Annotated in this window: 16 protein-coding genes and 1 riboswitch; of the genes, 11 read left to right on the plus strand and 5 right to left on the minus strand. The window is 37.0% G+C overall.

The features are described from left to right. Nucleotide 1: 1 nt before the first annotated feature. Entirely contained in the window at nt 2-826 is an 825-nt protein-coding gene (locus tag KTB61_RS10015; RefSeq protein ID WP_216697414.1) for an Mrp/NBP35 family ATP-binding protein, read from the plus strand. Between the two features lie 280 nt (nt 827-1106). Continuing rightward, the gene (locus tag KTB61_RS10020) at nt 1107-1511 is read left to right on the plus strand and encodes a 3D domain-containing protein (protein WP_075759872.1); all 405 of its coding nucleotides are present in this window, start codon (nt 1107-1109) and stop codon (nt 1509-1511) included. Between the two features lie 92 nt (nt 1512-1603). Here the strand turns inward: KTB61_RS10020 and KTB61_RS10025 are convergent, their stop codons facing one another. Continuing rightward, nucleotides 1604-2518 carry a nucleotidyltransferase family protein gene (locus KTB61_RS10025; protein ID WP_075759873.1) on the minus strand — a complete coding sequence of 305 codons (915 nt, stop codon included), beginning with the start codon at nt 2516-2518 and terminating at the stop codon, nt 1604-1606. A 151-nt stretch (nt 2519-2669) separates the two neighbouring features. On the opposite strand from KTB61_RS10025, the gene nadA reads away from it, so the two are divergent. The 4 genes from nadA to KTB61_RS13275 all read left to right on the plus strand — a co-directional run bounded on the left by nadA (nt 2670) and on the right by KTB61_RS13275 (nt 6326). Beyond that, nucleotides 2670-3578: a quinolinate synthase NadA gene (gene nadA / locus KTB61_RS10030; RefSeq protein WP_075759874.1), complete on the plus strand. Its 909-nt coding sequence runs from the start codon at nt 2670-2672 to the stop codon at nt 3576-3578. A gap of 43 nt (nt 3579-3621) precedes the next feature. Further along, a complete protein-coding gene (locus KTB61_RS10035) occupies nt 3622-4926 on the plus strand; it encodes an L-aspartate oxidase (RefSeq protein ID WP_075759875.1) in 1305 nt (434 codons plus the stop codon). Beyond that, nucleotides 4898-5755, plus strand: a complete 858-nt coding sequence (gene nadC / locus KTB61_RS10040) for a carboxylating nicotinate-nucleotide diphosphorylase (RefSeq protein ID WP_330390910.1) — start codon at nt 4898-4900, stop codon at nt 5753-5755. The genes KTB61_RS10035 and nadC overlap by 29 nt, the downstream gene beginning before the upstream one ends. 70 nt (nt 5756-5825) lie before the next feature. After that, the gene (locus KTB61_RS13275; protein WP_216697415.1) at nt 5826-6326 is read left to right on the plus strand and encodes a YcxB family protein; all 501 of its coding nucleotides are present in this window, start codon (nt 5826-5828) and stop codon (nt 6324-6326) included. 122 nt (nt 6327-6448) lie between these two features. Here the strand turns inward: KTB61_RS13275 and KTB61_RS10050 are convergent, their stop codons facing one another. The 3 genes from KTB61_RS10050 to KTB61_RS10060 all read right to left on the minus strand — a co-directional run bounded on the left by KTB61_RS10050 (nt 6449) and on the right by KTB61_RS10060 (nt 10218). Continuing rightward, nucleotides 6449-7804 (minus strand): sodium-dependent transporter, encoded by a 1356-nt coding sequence (locus tag KTB61_RS10050; RefSeq protein WP_216697416.1) that lies wholly within the window; start codon nt 7802-7804, stop codon nt 6449-6451. Between the two features lie 27 nt (nt 7805-7831). Beyond that, the gene (gene thiC / locus KTB61_RS10055; RefSeq protein ID WP_075759877.1) at nt 7832-9133 is read right to left on the minus strand and encodes a phosphomethylpyrimidine synthase ThiC; all 1302 of its coding nucleotides are present in this window, start codon (nt 9131-9133) and stop codon (nt 7832-7834) included. A gap of 123 nt (nt 9134-9256) precedes the next feature. Continuing rightward, nucleotides 9257-9368: riboswitch (TPP riboswitch) on the minus strand. A gap of 34 nt (nt 9369-9402) precedes the next feature. Next, nucleotides 9403-10218: a Cof-type HAD-IIB family hydrolase gene (locus tag KTB61_RS10060; protein ID WP_216697417.1), complete on the minus strand. Its 816-nt coding sequence runs from the start codon at nt 10216-10218 to the stop codon at nt 9403-9405. A 322-nt stretch (nt 10219-10540) separates the two neighbouring features. Between KTB61_RS10060 and KTB61_RS10065 the strand changes: the two genes are divergently transcribed. The 5 genes from KTB61_RS10065 to KTB61_RS10085 all read left to right on the plus strand — a co-directional run bounded on the left by KTB61_RS10065 (nt 10541) and on the right by KTB61_RS10085 (nt 15933). Beyond that, nucleotides 10541-11374 carry a patatin-like phospholipase family protein gene (locus KTB61_RS10065; RefSeq protein WP_216697418.1) on the plus strand — a complete coding sequence of 278 codons (834 nt, stop codon included), beginning with the start codon at nt 10541-10543 and terminating at the stop codon, nt 11372-11374. A gap of 67 nt (nt 11375-11441) precedes the next feature. Further along, nucleotides 11442-12467, plus strand: a complete 1026-nt coding sequence (locus KTB61_RS10070) for a hypothetical protein (RefSeq protein WP_075759879.1) — start codon at nt 11442-11444, stop codon at nt 12465-12467. Nucleotides 12468-12477: 10 nt separating this feature from the next. Continuing rightward, complete coding sequence (vanR, locus tag KTB61_RS10075) at nt 12478-13179, plus strand: VanR-ABDEGLN family response regulator transcription factor (protein ID WP_216697419.1); 702 nt, start codon at nt 12478-12480, stop codon at nt 13177-13179. 25 nt (nt 13180-13204) lie between these two features. Then, on the plus strand, nt 13205-14302 hold the full coding sequence (locus tag KTB61_RS10080; RefSeq protein ID WP_216697420.1) for a sensor histidine kinase: 1098 nt from the start codon (nt 13205-13207) through the stop codon (nt 14300-14302). Continuing rightward, nucleotides 14299-15933 carry a putative manganese-dependent inorganic diphosphatase gene (locus KTB61_RS10085; protein ID WP_216697421.1) on the plus strand — a complete coding sequence of 545 codons (1635 nt, stop codon included), beginning with the start codon at nt 14299-14301 and terminating at the stop codon, nt 15931-15933. Before KTB61_RS10080 ends, KTB61_RS10085 begins: the two co-directional genes overlap by 4 nt. Here KTB61_RS10085 and KTB61_RS10090 read toward each other — a convergent pair. Then, on the minus strand, nt 15898-16494 hold the full coding sequence (locus KTB61_RS10090) for an NUDIX hydrolase (protein ID WP_216697422.1): 597 nt from the start codon (nt 16492-16494) through the stop codon (nt 15898-15900). The genes KTB61_RS10085 and KTB61_RS10090 overlap by 36 nt on opposite strands. Nucleotides 16495-16496: the final 2 nt, after the last annotated feature.

The raw sequence follows: 16496 nt of genomic DNA on the forward strand, positions 1-16496 counted from the left end.
AATGAGTGAGTGCAATCATGATTGCGGAAGCTGTAGCGCAAACTGTGATAGCAGAGCAAACAGTAAAACAGATTTTCTGGAACCTTTATATGGAGAAAGCAGTGTAAAAAAGGTTATTGGAATTGTCAGCGGAAAAGGTGGTGTTGGTAAATCTATGACAACATCTCTTTTAGCTGTTGCAGCCAACAGAAAAGGTCTTCACACAGGAATTTTAGATGGAGATATTACAGGACCATCCATTCCACAGACATTTGGTCTGCATGAAAGACTTCTGGGAAACAGTGAAGGAATTATTCTGCCGGCGTTGACTAATTTTGGAATTGAAATTGTATCATTGAACCTGATGCTGGAAGAAGAAACACAGCCGGTAATCTGGAGAGGGCCGGTAGTAGCAGATGTGGTAAAACAGTTCTGGGGTAAAACATTATGGAAAGATATTGATGTAATGTTTGTAGACATGCCTCCAGGAACAGGAGAGGTACCTTTGACAGTATTCCAGTCTGTGCCTTTAGATGGAATTATTGTTGTGGCAACACCACAGGAGCTGGTAGGAATGATCGTTGAGAAAGCGGTAAATATGGCAAATATGATGAATGTGCCGGTATTAGGTCTCGTTGAAAATATGAGTTGCATTCAATGTCCGGACTGTGGAAAGGAAATTAAAGTATTTGGAGACAGTCATATAGAAGAGATTTCTGATAAATTTAACATTCCTGTTCTTGGAAAACTGCCAATCGATCCAAAATTAACAGAAGCATGTGACAATGGATTGATTGAAGATGTGGAAAATATTTACCTTGATGGGATTATTGACATGCTTGTTTAAATTTGTCAGTTAATAGACTTTAGAGTCTGAAAAATATAGCAATAAGAATAGAAAGAGTAGAAATTATGTTATTTCTGCTCTTTTTTTGTATACAATCATAAAATGCTAGTTAACATTTCTGTAAAAAATAATTGGAAAAATATGGAAATAAACTGTTCTTTTTTTAATACAAAGGTTGACAAAAAGAATATTTCAAGATAAAATCGTAACATACATCACAAAGATGTTACAAAAATGTTTCAAAATTTAAAAAAAGGGAAACAATTAGAAAGAGGTTATTATGTTAAAAGTAATGAAGAAGAAAGTGTTATTAGTAGTAATGATGTTAGTCGTGGCATCAGGATTCTTATTTACAGGATCTGCTTCAACCAATGCAAAAGCAAAAGAAGTACAGTACTTAGGAAAATATAAATTAACAGCTTATTGTGGTTGTAAAAAATGCAGTGGGAAATGGGGAAACCGTACTGCATCTGGTAAAAAGGCAAAACAGGGAAGAACTATTGCAGTAGACAGAAAAAAAATCAAACTTGGAACAAAAGTAAGAATTAATGGAAAGACATATGTGGCTGAAGATGTTGGAGGAGGAGTAAAAGGTAAGCATATTGATATTTACTTCAAATCCCACAGTCAGACAAAGAGATTCGGAAAGAAAACCGGAGTAAAAGTATACAAGATTAAAAAATAAGAATTTATAAAAGGCTGTCGCCCTAAGAATAATGAAAGATTTAATTCAGTTCTTTCTTAGGAAGACAGCCTTTCTATTTTAACTATATTTAATTAAAATTCTTCAGGATAGATTCCCTGATTTTTAAAATTCTGTAAAGCATCCATTACATTTTGCTTATCTTCAGGATAAGTGACTCCATACCACTGGTCTTTTGAAACAAGAACCTCCATGGTTGCTTTTCCCTGAGTTAATAGATCGCTGGCAACACTAGGAATAAAATATTCACCTTTTAAAGGATTTTCCTTTAATGCTTTATCAAGAAACAGAGGGAAGCCCTTTTCCAGCTCATCCATGATCATTGGCTGGAATCCGAAAAAGTTCATGGACACCAGTTTATCAAAAGGAAGGGAATTCCATGTTGTGCCATCATCTTCAGTAAATTCTGCATGATCTTCTCGTTTCTCGATGTGGGTACGTTCTGTGATGGAAATCAGCTGATGGTTATCATCAACTTCACAGATTCCACGGGATACATAGCCGTTTTCTGTTACTGTATTGCCAAGGTGGTAACCGACCATGGCAAAAGGAGATTTTTCCTCGTTAGATTCTTTCATAAGAAAGTCTGCCATTACCTGAAAACCATGGACTCCATAATAGTCATCAGCATTGATGACAGCAAAAGGTTCATTAATATAAGGTTTGGCACAAAGAACAGCGTGAGCAGTACCCCAGGGTTTGACACGGCCTTCAGGAAGTGAATAACCTTCAGGGAGTGCATCCACCTCCTGGAAAGCATAGCATACTTCCATGTCATCAGGGACACGTTTTCCGATGGTCTCCTTGAAATCCTGTTCAATAGCTTTTTTGATTATAAAGACAACTTTTCCAAATCCGGCACGTCTGGCATCATAAATGGAATAGTCAATGATAGCATGGCCTTGTGGATCCATAGGATCCATTTGTTTTAAGCCTCCATAACGACTGCCCATACCGGCAGCAAGGATAACTAAAGCTGGTTTTTTCATTCTATTTTCAACCTCCTGTTAATTTCTATTATATAAAAATAGTATACATTATTAAAAAACATGAGTCTAGTATGAGGAGAAAAAACCCCATAAATACTTGATTCAAAATGGTTGAAGTGGTATATTAAACATTAATAGTAAGGAGAAAAGGATGCAAGAATTAAAGAAAGAAATCGAACAATTAAAAAAAGAAAAAAATGCTGTTTTACTGGCACATTATTATGTAGATGACGAGGTGCAGGCAATTGCTGATTATGTGGGAGATTCCTATTATCTGGCAAAAGTTGCACTGAAAGAGTCAAAGGATGTTATCTGTTTTGCAGGTGTTAAATTCATGGGTGAGAGTGCTAAGATTCTGAATCCGGAAAGAACTGTTATTATGCCGGATCAGCTGGCAGATTGTCCTATGGCACATATGGTGGATGTTGAGAAGATTCAGAAGGTGAGAGAAGAATATGATGATCTTGCTGTTGTATGTTACATTAACTCAACTGCAGAAATCAAATCTTATTCTGATGTTTGCGTGACATCATCCAATGCCCTGAAAGTTGTGAAAGCACTTCCTCAGAAGAATATCTTCTTTATTCCAGATGAGAACCTGGGAAGATATATTGGATCACAGCTTCCAGAGAAAAACTTTATTTACAATGACGGATTCTGTCATGTACATAAGAGCATCACAGCAGATAATGTTAAAAAAGCAAAAGAAGCACATCCGGAAGCAGAGATTCTGGTACATCCGGAGTGTACACCTGATGTTGTTGCATTGGGAGACTATATTGGAAGTACTTCTGGAATTATCGATTATGCAACAGCATCTGATAAGGATACATTTATTATCTGTACAGAGATGGGTGTGTTATATGAACTGAAACAGAAGAATCCAGAAAAAACATTCTATTCAGTAGGACATCGTCAATTCTGCCCTAATATGAAACGAATCAGTCTGGAGAATGTGAGAGACACATTAAAAGAAATGAAGAATCAGGTAGAACTTCCGGAAGAACTGCGTCTTAATGCAAAGAAAGCTTTGGATGAGATGTTACGAATTGCCGGATAATTAAAATAAGAGACAGAGGTTCTAAGAAAGGAACTAAAGAGATATGAAATCAGCAGATGTGATCGTTGTTGGAACTGGCGCGGCGGGATTGTTTCACGCACTATTTTTACCTCAGGATTACAAAGTTATTATGATAACAAAAAAAGAAGTTGAAGACAGTGATTCTTTTCTGGCACAGGGTGGAATATCAGCCTTAAAGAATAAGGATGATTTTGATTCTTATTTTGAAGATACAATGAAAGCCGGACATTATGAAAATGATAAAGATGCAGTGGAGAAAATGATCGAAGAGTCTCCAGGAATTATAGATGACCTGATTGCTTTTGGCGTACAGTTTGACAAGAAAGACGGAGAGATTGAGTTTACCAGAGAAGGAGGTCATTCTACTTTCCGTATTCTGCATCATGAGGACATGACAGGCAGAGAGATTACCAGTCATCTCTACGAAGAAGTTAAGAAACGTTCCAATATTACGATTATGACCCATTGTACTATGCTGGATGTGATAGAAAAGGATGGAGAATGTAAAGGTGTCATATATAAAGATGAACAGGGTAATGTATCGTCTTTGTTTGCACCTAATACGGTTCTTGCAACAGGTGGACTGGGTGGTTTATTTAAAAATTCTACAAACTTCCGCCATTTAACAGCAGACAGTCTGGCAATTTGTCTTCGACATAATATTGAGTTAAAAAATATAAATTATATACAGATTCATCCAACTACGTTTTATTCAAAAAAACCGGGAAGAAGATTTTTAATTTCTGAATCTGTTCGTGGTGAGGGTGCGTATTTACTGAATAAAGATGGAGAAAGATTCACAGATGAATTGAAACCGAGAGATGTAGTGACAGGTGAGATTCGGAAACAGATGAAAAAAGATGGAACGGATCATGTGTATCTTTCAGTTACTCATCTGGATGGAGACAGAATAAAACAGCGTTTTCCGAATATATACAGGCAGTGTCTGGAGGAAGGTTATGATATGACAAAAGACTGGATACCTGTAACTCCTGCACAGCACTATTTTATGGGTGGAATAAAGGTTGATCTAAACAGTAAGACTACTATGGAACATTTATATGCTGTTGGAGAGACAAGTTGTAACGGGGTACATGGAAAAAACCGTCTTGCAAGTAATTCTTTATTGGAAGCGTTAGTATTTGCCAAAGCTGCTGCTAAAGATATACAGAAGAATCCTGCACATATGGATATGGATATTTATGTGGATTATGAAAAGTACAGCCAGGAAGAACAGCTGATGAAAGAAAATCAGCGTCTGGTATTAGATGAAATTAAGAGAAAGGACAGGAGCTTTTATGATCAATGGTGTAACGATGGCAATTAATATTGATGAATATTTAATGAATGCCTTAAAAGAAGATATTACAGGAGAAGATGTAAGTACCAATGCAGTTATGCCAGAAGCCAGACAGGGAAAAGTAGATTTAATCTGTAAAGAAGATGGAATCATCTGTGGACTGGAAGTATTTGAACGGGTGTTTAAACTCCTGGATTCAGATGTGGTTTTTGAAACACAGCTGAAAGATGGCGATGAGGTTAAATATGGAGATCTGATGGGAGTTGTCAAAGGGGATATCAGAGCTTTATTATCTGGAGAAAGGGTTGCTTTGAATTATCTTCAGAGAATGAGTGGTATTGCAACATTTACCCACTCTTTGGCAAAAGAGCTGGAAGGATGTTCCACAAAACTTCTTGATACCAGAAAAACAACTCCGAATATGAGACCTTTTGAAAAATATGCGGTAACTGTCGGAGGAGGATATAACCACAGATATAATCTTTCTGACGGTGTTATGCTGAAAGATAATCATATTGGGGCAGCAGGAAGTATTAAAAAGGCTGTTGCCATGGCAAAAGAATATGCGCCATTTGTTCGTAAGATTGAAGTGGAAACAGAAAATCTTGAGATGGTAAAAGAAGCAGTGGAAGCTGGTGCAGATATTATCATGCTGGATAACATGGATGATGAAACAATGAAAGAGGCTGTTAAAATCATTGATGGACGTGCGGAAACAGAGTGTTCCGGAAATGTTACCAAGGAACGTCTGGCAGCCATTCGTGAAATAGGAGTTGATTATGTTTCCAGTGGAGCATTGACACACTCAGCACCGATTCTTGACATTTCTTTAAAGAATTTAGTGCCAATAGAATAAGTTAAACATGAAAAGCAGAAAGAATCTCGTTTTATGACGGGATTCTTTCTGTCTATAGAAAGGAAATCTTGTGGAAAAAACAATGAAATTTGAAAATAGATATTATGAAGATTATACAGTGATGAAAGAGTATATAAAGCATGTATTTTGTAAGGTAACACGGATCATGGGAATCATATTGATGATTCTTTCGTTATGCGCTTTTGGGTTAAGTCTTTTTGCAGGATTTACGGTATCAGAAAGTATGTTGTTCATTTTGTGCTTTCTTGGTGGTCTGCTGATCTATAGCTATTATTATTTAATCATAGGAGTGATGAAAAAACAGTCAAAGAATCTGCATGGCAAAGTACTTCCGGAAACGATCATAAAATTTGGTGATACTATTGAAATGGATGAAGGAAAGACCCATATGGAATTTGAATATGGACAAATTATAAAAATGCATAAATTGCCAAATTTGTATGTATTGGTGATTGGGAGAAGCCAGTCCATAATCGCAGCGAAAGATGGATTTGTAAAAGGAACCAGCCAGGAATTTGAAAAGTTTATAGAAGAAAAGATCAGGAATTGATCAGACATGAAAAATAGCCATGTGACCCAAATACTTTGATTTGTTGATCAGAGTGTAAATCGGGAAACATGGCTATTTTTTAAATTACATTTTTTCAAGACTCGCGAGCGAGTCTTGAATCACTATACTGTAATGAATCCTAAACCTTCCATAATAGAAAATACAAGGATTGCAATAATACAAATTGGTGCAAGATATTTGATCATTACCAGGAATAAAGGTTTTCTTTTGAATTCTCCGGAACTTTCTACTTCATTGATAATAACATCAGGTTTGATGATATATGCAACGAAGATACAGGTCAGGAATGCAGCAATCGGCATCAGAACACTGTTGCTCAGGAAATCGAAGAAATCCAGAAAACTGAATCCCATAATCGTAATGTGGCTCCAGATTCCAAATCCAAAGGAAGAAGGAATAGCCATTAAACAGGCAATGATAAACATTAAAATACATGCAGTCATACGTTTTACATGGAATTTATCCATAATTACAGCAACCAGAGTCTCAAGTAGTGAGATCGCAGATGTTAATGCTGCAAAGAACACCAGAATAAAGAAAACGGCTGCAAGAACATTTCCAAATGCCATACTGTCAAATACTTTGGGAAGCATAACAAACATTAAAGAAGGTCCTTTTGCCAGCATGGAAGAATCTCCATTGGAAAATACAAAAACAGAAGGAACGATCATTAATCCAGCCAAAAATGCAATACCGGTATCAAAAATCTCCACCTGACTGACAGACTTTTCAAGGTCAGATTTCTTAGGCATATAAGAACCGAAAGTAATCATGATACCCATGGCAAGTGACATGGAATAAAACAGCTGTCCCAGTGCTGCCAAAAATGTTGTTGGCCCAAGATGTTTGATACTCGGTTTGAGATAGTAAGCCACACCTTCCATTGCACCTGGTCTGGTGATACAGAACAGGGAAATGCCAACTAAAAGAAGTACCAGGATCGGCATCATAAAAGTACTGACACGTTCAATTCCGCCTTTTACACCCAGAATTACCACGGCAGTCGTAATTGCAAGGAAAACCAGTAGACAAATCATAGGTTCTGCTGGCTGACTGATAAATCCGGTAAAGAAAGTATCAGATGCTGCGGCATGTGTCTGACCTTTTATGGAAACCAAAAGGAATTTTGTTACCCATCCACCAATAACGCAATAATAAGGGAAAATGATAAATGGGATAAAACTGGTTAAATATCCGATAAAACTATATTTTTTATTAAAATATCCAAAAGCATTAATAGCGCTGGTTCCTGATTTTCTTCCTAAAGCAACTTCTGTGATCATCAATGTAAAACCAAAAGTCACAGTAAGGATTAAATATACTAATAAGAAACTTCCACCGCCATACTTTGCTGCCAGATACGGAAATCTCCATATGTTACCAAGTCCTACTGCTGATCCGGCAGTTGCCAGGACGAAGCCGATTCGGCTGGAGAAACCGCTTCTTTCATTTGACATAAATATTACCTTCCTTCATACATATTTTTATATAACATCAACATCTTCGCCGGCTAAAACAGCGTTCATGTTGCGTACGGAACACATTTTTCCGCACATGGTGCAGGTATCTTCTCTTTCAGGAGTAGATTCTGCACGATATCTTCTCGCTTTTTCAGGGTCAAGAGCCAGTTCAAACTGTCTTTCCCAGTCAAGTTTCTGTCTCGCAGCAGCCATCTGGTTATCCCAGTCCATAGCTCCTTTGATACCTTTTGCAATATCAGCTGCGTGGGCAGCAATTTTAGAAGCCATAATACCTTCTTTTACGTCATCAACGTTAGGAAGGCGAAGATGTTCTGCAGGAGTTACATAACACAAAAAGCTTGCACCGGATGCTGCGGCAATAGCACCTCCGATGGCAGATGTAATATGATCATATCCAGGGGCAATATCTGTAACAATAGGTCCCAGAACATAGAATGGAGCACCATGACAAATAGTCTGCTGAATCTTCATATTTGCCTGAATCTGGTCCATTGGCATATGTCCAGGTCCTTCAATCATAACCTGAACATCTTTTTTCCATGCGCGAGCAGTTAATTCACCTAAAGTAACCAGTTCTTCAATCTGAGAAATATCACTGGCATCCTGAAGGCATCCAGGTCGGCATGCATCACCAAGACTTAAAGTTACATCATATTCATTACATATATCCAGGATTTCATCATAATATTCAAAAAATGGATTTTCATTTCCAGTTGCCTCCATCCATGCAAAAATTAAAGAACCACCACGGGAAACAATATTCATCTTTCTTTTCATAGCTTTAAAACGATCCGCTGTGTTTCGATTGATACCGCAATGGATAGTCATAAAATCAACACCATCTTCTGCATGCATTTTAAAAACATCAATCCATTCTCTGGATGTAATATCTTTTAAAGCTTTGTTATAGTAGACAATGGCATCATAAATTGGAACGGTACCAAGAATGGCAGGGCATTCATTGACCAGTTTCTTACGAAAAGTATGAGTATCTCCAAAAGAAGAAAGATCCATAATTGCTTCTGCTCCCATGGCAACAGCCTTGTTGACCTTTTCCATTTCAACATCGAGATTCAGACAGTCTCTGGAAGTTCCAAGATTAACATTAATCTTGGTTTTTAAAGAATTCCCAATACCAAAAGGTTTTAAACAGGTGTGATTTTTATTGGCCGGAATAACAATTGTTCCAGCAGCAACTTCTTTCATAATCTCCTGTACATCAAGTCCTTCATATGCAGCAACTGCTTTCATCTGTTCAGTAATAATTCCCTGTCTGGCTGCATTCATCTGTGTTGTGTAAGTCATAATATTAACCTCCAAAATGATAAAAATATTTTGGGAGACTCTTTGTATATTATTTAATTGAAAAATCCATTAAATAAAAAGACAAACAAAAACACCGATTATCATGTTTTCAGTATTTGTCCATTATCATAGCATCCAAATCCCTACGGCGGCATTATCCGCATCAGGTTTATGGTCGAAGCAATGCTTCCTCTCAGCTAAGACAAAAGTCTTTTAAGCTCCCATTTCAGTTACTAGAATATTGTATCATTGTAAAAGAACGATATCAACTAAAAAGCGAACTTTTCGATGGCATATGCAACGCCATCTTCATCGTTGGATTTGGTGATAAAATCAGCGATTTCTTTAACTTCCGGTTCAGCATTTCCCATAGCAACAGAAAAGCCAACAGCGTTTAACATATCAAGGTCATTAAAACTGTCACCAATAGCCATAGTCTCTTCAGGTTTGATGTCCAGTATCTGGGCAAGTTTCAAAATAGCATTTCCCTTTTTTGCAGTTTTAGAAGTAAGCTCAAGATTTCCACGAAAGGCAGATGTAACATCCCAAAAATCTTCTTCTTTATAAAAATCAAGAATCTCCTGGCGCAGTGATAAGTCAGCAAAAAGCAAATGGATTTTCTCTAAAGGAAAAGGATTCGAAATCAGCTGATCAAGGAGATTCTCTTTAAAGATTCTAGGAGTCTGGAAACGGGCAATATCAGGAAAAGCATCTAAAATGCTCTGCATCTTTTCAGAATGACCTTTATCAGCATAACAGCTTCCGTTAAAAAACAATTCAATAATCACCGGAAGATCACGAAGTTTCTTTAAAACATCAGGAATTTTAGAAGCAGACATTAAATCTTCATAAAGAGGTTTATCCTGTGTCAGGTCAACAACAGAAGAACCATTAGAAACGGCAGCATAACGAATACCAGGAATATCCAGTAACTCAACAGGCAAAAAAGACCGAGGACGACCGGTAGCAGGAAGAACACAAACACCATGAGAAATGGCATCAGCAATAACCTGTTTTGTACGAGAGGAAATTTCCTTGCGGCTGTTAAAAGTAGTACCATCAAGATCCAAGGCAATTAATTTCACATTTTTCATCAATAATTCTCACTTTCTTCACAATAAATTAATGTAATCTATTATATCATACAAGCACAAAAACATGCTATAATGTACACGTAAGAGCCGAGCCATGCAGGAAGATGTAGATTTAACATGAATACCTTTTGTTTACAAAAGAGGTATTCATGTTAAATCTACATCAGACTATAGGGCGAAGCCCGTGACCGAGAAATCCGAAGGATTTGGAGGGAAGACAGGGCGAGGAGAGCCAGAGAAGGCGAAGCCCGTGACCGAGAAATCCGAAGGATTTGGAGGTTTGGAGAAAAGGGAACAAAAGGAGATAGAATATATGCCTGGTTTAATATTAGAAGGAGGAACATTTCGTCCCATCTTCAGTGCAGGTGTAATGGACGCATTGCTGGATGAAGACATAATGTTCCCTTACATTATTGGTGTTTCAGCTGGAATTTCCAATGGCTTTTCCTATATATCAAAACAAAAGGAAAGGAACCTTCATGTATTGCTCAATCATAGGAACGATCCAAGATATATGGGGAAAAGAAATCTGTTAAAAGAAAAGAGTCTGATAGGATTAGATTTTGTTTATAACATTATGCCTAATAAATTATATCCTTTTGACTGGGATACATTTTATGCATATAAGGGAAAAATTTTAGTAGGAGTAACCAATGCAGTTACAGGACAGATTGAATATAAAGATGGGAAAAAAATAGATAAAAAATGTACTATGCTTCGAGCAAGCTGTGCACTGCCGCTTATTTTTCCGTCAATTAAAATGAACGGTATGCCTTATTTCGATGGAGGAATTGCGGATCCGATTCCGATTCGCAAATCCATTATGGATGGAAATGAAAAAAATCTGATTATTTTAACACAGCCAAAGGGATATCGAAAGAAACTCAGTAAAAGTAATAAAGTAACAGCATTTTTATTTCATAAAAAATATCCGAAGCTGCCGCAACAGTTGCTGACTCGTTATAAACGCTACAATTATACAGTAAAATTTTGTGAACGTCTGGAAAAACAAGGAAAGGCAGTTGTGTTAAGACCTGAATATCCATTAGATAGTCTGGAAAGTGATATCGATGTATTAAAACAGACTTATGACATGGGGTATCGTTTGGCGAAAGAACATATGAAAGAAATAAAGGAATTATTTTAAAGCTGTCAATTCTTATGATATAATCATATAAGGAAGTATATTCCTGTATAAAATAAAGGAGGCAGCTATGACACAGATACAGGCATCTGAAAAAACATATATTGAAGAATTAGCAACAAATCAGCTGAGAAATCTTATGGTCATATGTGAGCGTCTGTTTCTGGAATTTAATGAGGAAAGTCAGGCAGATGAAATGGCAAAAAAGATTGCAAATAAGCTTCAGGATGAGCCGGAACTGCTTGGAATCATGCTCCAGAAAGAGGCAGTGGAATGTCTGTTTCATTTGTGGGATATGGAAGAATCCAATATAATGAAGGAGTCGTATCTCAGAGAATTACAGCAGCTTCGATATCTTGGATTTATATCCATGGATGAAGAAACATTGTTTGTTAACATGGAGGCGAAAGATATCTTTTTCTTTTCAATGAAAGGGCATCGTATGAAGTCTGATATTGAAAAGTATACACAATGGGAAAAAGTTATATTTGGAATGTTGTTTTCTTATGGAATACTTGATATTTATTATTGTTATCAGATATTTAAAAAAATCATGAATCTTGATATCACCTATGACCAGATGGAAGAATTTTTTATGATTCGTATTATCTTCTGGAATAGTGGTCTGATGCTGAGGAATCAAACAGATATGAGGCTTTTTTTTGCCAGCCGTGAAGTGACCAATCGAAATGAGATATTTGATCAGTGGAATCAGCGGCCTGAACTTAAGTTTAGGGAATATACAAAAGATGAATATATTAATCTGGCAATGGGAAATGGAATCATCAGCTGGGATGGAATTCCAGAATTCTTTTCTTTTGTTTTGGATGAAATAGAAGATGACCGGTATAAGGCAATGTTAATTATGAAATCCATTGTATTAATGGTTCAGAATGGATCAGCCTATCCTGATATTGTACTTCAGGTTATCAGTCTGCTGGATGAAGAGTCCAGAGAGAAAAAGCAGATAATTAGTGATTTTGTTGAAAGAATTTATTACAGTATACCTGTATATGGACAAAAGGGTTATTCACGAAATGAATTAAAAGATAAACATGATAGGATATTTCAAGTCATAGATGGAGGAAAGTGCTGAGGAGGAAGATATGAAGCAATCAACAGTATTAGTAGTAGATGATGAAAAAGAAATTGCTGATTTTATTGAATTATATCTTAAAAATGAAGATTATCAAGTGTATAAGTTTTACAATGGAACAGACGCTTTGGAGTGCATCAAGCAGGAAAACATTGATCTGGCAATTCTGGATGTGATGCTGCCGGATGTTGATGGATTTGAAATCTTAAAACAGATTCGGCTGGAATATAATTTTCCTGTTATTATGCTGACAGCAAAAGTTTCATCGATGGATAAAATCAACGGACTGACACTGGGAGCAGATGATTATATCGAAAAACCTTTTGAACCATTGGAACTGATGGCAAGGGTTAAGGCTCAGCTCCGCAGGTTTATCAGGTATAATGATGGGGCCGGGATGAATCAGGAAGATACTCAGGAGATTGCAGGCTTGATTTTAAACCGTTCAACCCATCAGTGTCTTTATGGTGAAGCAGAAATTACTTTGACACCTCTTGAGTTTTCTATTTTATGGATTTTAACAAAGAACCGCGGCAAAGTAATAAGTTCAGAAAATCTGTTTGAACAGGTATGGAAAGAAAAATATTTCAAAAATAATAATAATACAGTTATGGTGCATATTCGTCATTTAAGAGAAAAGCTGGGAGAAGTTATGGGCCATAAAGAACTGATCAAAACCGTTTGGGGAGTTGGATATAAAGTTGAGGAGTAAATATCGAAGCCTGAAAATACGAATAATGTTGCAGACTCTGGGAATCAGTATCATTGTAGCACTGATAGGATATTTTATACTTGATATTTTTGTGGATGGTGTCCTTCAGGATCCATTTGCTAAAACAGTGGTCTATATGTTTCAGCGAATAGGCATGAATGAAGTGGAGGCAATTCGTTTATATCGTTTGATTTTCTGGAAAAATAAAGTCCTGATTGTTGGCGGCTTTTTCATGACTTTGCTTTTGTTTAGTTTTTACCTTGGAATGTCTAAGTTTACAACGTATTTAAGACAGGTTGAAAGCGGGATTCAGATGATTCTGGATGAATCCAGTAACAGGATTCTCCTTCCGGAACCATTACAACCTCTGGAGAACAAATTAAATGAAATTAAAAGAACTCTGAAAGAGAAGAGGAGAAATGAAGAGGAAAATGAGCAAAGGAAGAATGATCTGATTGCGTATCTGGCACATGATCTGAAAACACCTCTTACATCAGTGATTGCATATCTGACATTATTAAATGAGGCACCGGATATGCCGACGGAACAGAGGGCAAAATATACAGGGATTTCATTGCAAAAAGCAAAAAGACTTGGAGAAATGATTAATGAATTTTTTGAAATTACCAGATACAATCTGCAGAATATCACACTGGAAAAAAAAGAATTTTATCTTTATGTTTTACTGGAGCAGGTATTGGATTCCTTTAATCCTATTTTAAAGGAGAGAGGTTTACAATATACAATTGATGTAGATGACAGGATTTTAATTAATGGAGATCCGGATCGTCTTGCAAGGGTTTTTGAGAATCTTTTAAAAAATGCAGTAGCCTATTGCTATCCCAACAGTACTATAAATGTACATGGAATTGTGGAAGGTGAAGGGGCAAGGATACTTGTAAGAAATCAGGGGAAGACGATTCCGCCTCATCAATTAGAAAAACTGTTTGAAAAATTTTATCGTCTGGACGAAGCAAGATCTTCAGAAACAGGAGGAGCAGGACTTGGGCTTGCCATTGCAAAAGAGATCGTGGAGCTTCATGACGGAACAATAAAGGTTGACAGTCAGAATGGTTATACGACTTTTTCCATCTGGCTACCAAGAATAAAGGAGGAAACATGAAAAAAGTATACGTAATCGGTCATCGCAACCCAGATACAGATTCTATCTGTTCTGCACTTGCATATGCCAATTTAAAGAATCAGGTAAATGGCGGAGGATATGAAGCACGTCGTGCGGGAAATGTTAACGGAGAAACCAAATATGTTTTAAAACAGTTTGGTGTAAAAGCTCCGGTTTATGTTAGTGATGTACGTCCTAAAATGACAGATATCAATCTTCATATTGTAGATGGAGTGAAAAGCAATAACTCCATTAAAACTGCAAGGGATATGATGCAGAAACAAAAGATCGTGGCACTGCCGGTTTTAGATGGAAAAAAACTGGAGGGACTGGTATCCATCAGTGATATCGCACATGCAGATATGGATGTTTATGATAATGAAATTCTTGCTAAATCTAAAACACCATATAAAAATCTTTTGTCCACACTGGAAGGTAAAATGCTGGTGGGAGATGAAGAAGGAGTTATTTTAGAAGGAAAACTTTCAGTTTCTGCTGCAAGTGTTGACAAAATGGAAGAGTTTGTAAAAGAAAAAGATATTGTAATTTTGGCAAACCGTCCAGATGCTCAGAAAGCGGCAATTGAAGTTGGTGTTCAGTGTATCGTTGTATGTATGGGTACAGAAGTTGACACAGAAGTTCTTGATCTTGCAAAAGAAAAAGGATGTCGTGTTATTGCAACTCCATATGATACATTTATTGCCAGCCGTCTGATCTGTCAGGCTATTCCGGTTTCTTATGTTATGGCATCTGAAAATATTGTATCATTTTGTATTAATGATTATGTTGATGATGTTAAGGAAGAAATGACTAAGAAAAGATTCCGTTATTTCCCTGTAATGAATGCAGATCATGAATTTGTGGGAATGGCATCTCGTCGTAGATTATTGGAATTCGATAAAAAACAGATGATTCTGGTTGACCATAATGAAGTATCTCAGGCAGTTGAAGGACTGGAAGAGTGTGAAATTCTTGAAATTATCGATCATCATAGAATTGGAAATCTTGAGACTGTATCACCTGTTTATTTCCGCAACCAGCCGGTTGGATGTACAGCAACTATAGTAACCCAGATGTATAGAGAGCAGGGAGTTGAGATCACAAAACCAATTGCAGGTCTGCTTTGTTCAGCGATTCTTTCTGATACACTGATGTTCCGTTCACCAACATGTACACCGGTAGATGAACAGACAGCAAAAGAGCTTGCACAAATTGCAGGAATTGATGTGGAAGAGCATGCAAAATCCATGTTCCGTGCAGGAAGTGATTTGAAAGGAAAAGCTGCAGATGAAATCTTTTATCAGGATTATAAGAAGTTTACAGCAGATGATATTACTTTCGGAGTTGGACAGATTACATCTCTTGATCAGTCAGAATTAGAAGAAATTCAGGAGAAGATTCTGCCATATATGGAATCTGTAAGAGAAGAGCAGGGATTAAATATGGTATTCTTTATGCTCACCAATATTCTGGAAGAAACCACATATCTTGCAGTTACAGGAGATGACAGTAAAGAAATTATTGAACGGGCATTTGAGACAGAGATTGAAGGAAAAGTAGCAGTTCTTCCTGGAGTTATGTCCAGAAAGAAACAGTTAATTCCTAATGTACTGAATGTTATTCAGCAGTAATTTGGCGGTAAGTCCCCAGATGATATGATTTTCATAGTGATAGAAGGCAACCTGGTATTTTCCTTTTGCCCATGGGTAATGTTTTCCGCCAGGAATATCCTCAAAAGGGAAATTATTTTCTGGAACAGTGAGAATATCTGTGTAATAAAGAGCCGGTTGTGTTTTCTGAAAAAATCGCAGAGGGACAGTAAAAACAGAGTCAACCTCGTCAGAGCTAAACTGTCCATGATAATGGATAAGTTCACCAAGAAACGGTTCAATTCGTATCTTGGAAGGAGATATAAAATAATCCAGAGGACCATAGAGCTTCAGATTGGAAGAATCAATCTGAAGCTCTTCTTTGGTTTCTCTTATAGCTGCTTCCAGAGATGTCTCTCCTTCTTCCAGACGGCCGCCAGGGAAGCAGACTTCTCCTGGCTGATGATTTAATTTATGGGAGCGGACTTCGAACAAAATATGATATCCGTCTTCTTTTTTTATGAGAGGTATGAGCACTGCAGATACCCTCTCAAGATCTTCTTCTATTCGTTTTGGAACATGCATATTTAAATGTTCAAACATAG

The sequence above is a fragment of the Anaerostipes faecalis genome, from assembly GCF_018982945.1.
GTDB classification, from domain to species: domain Bacteria; phylum Bacillota; class Clostridia; order Lachnospirales; family Lachnospiraceae; genus Anaerostipes; species Anaerostipes faecalis.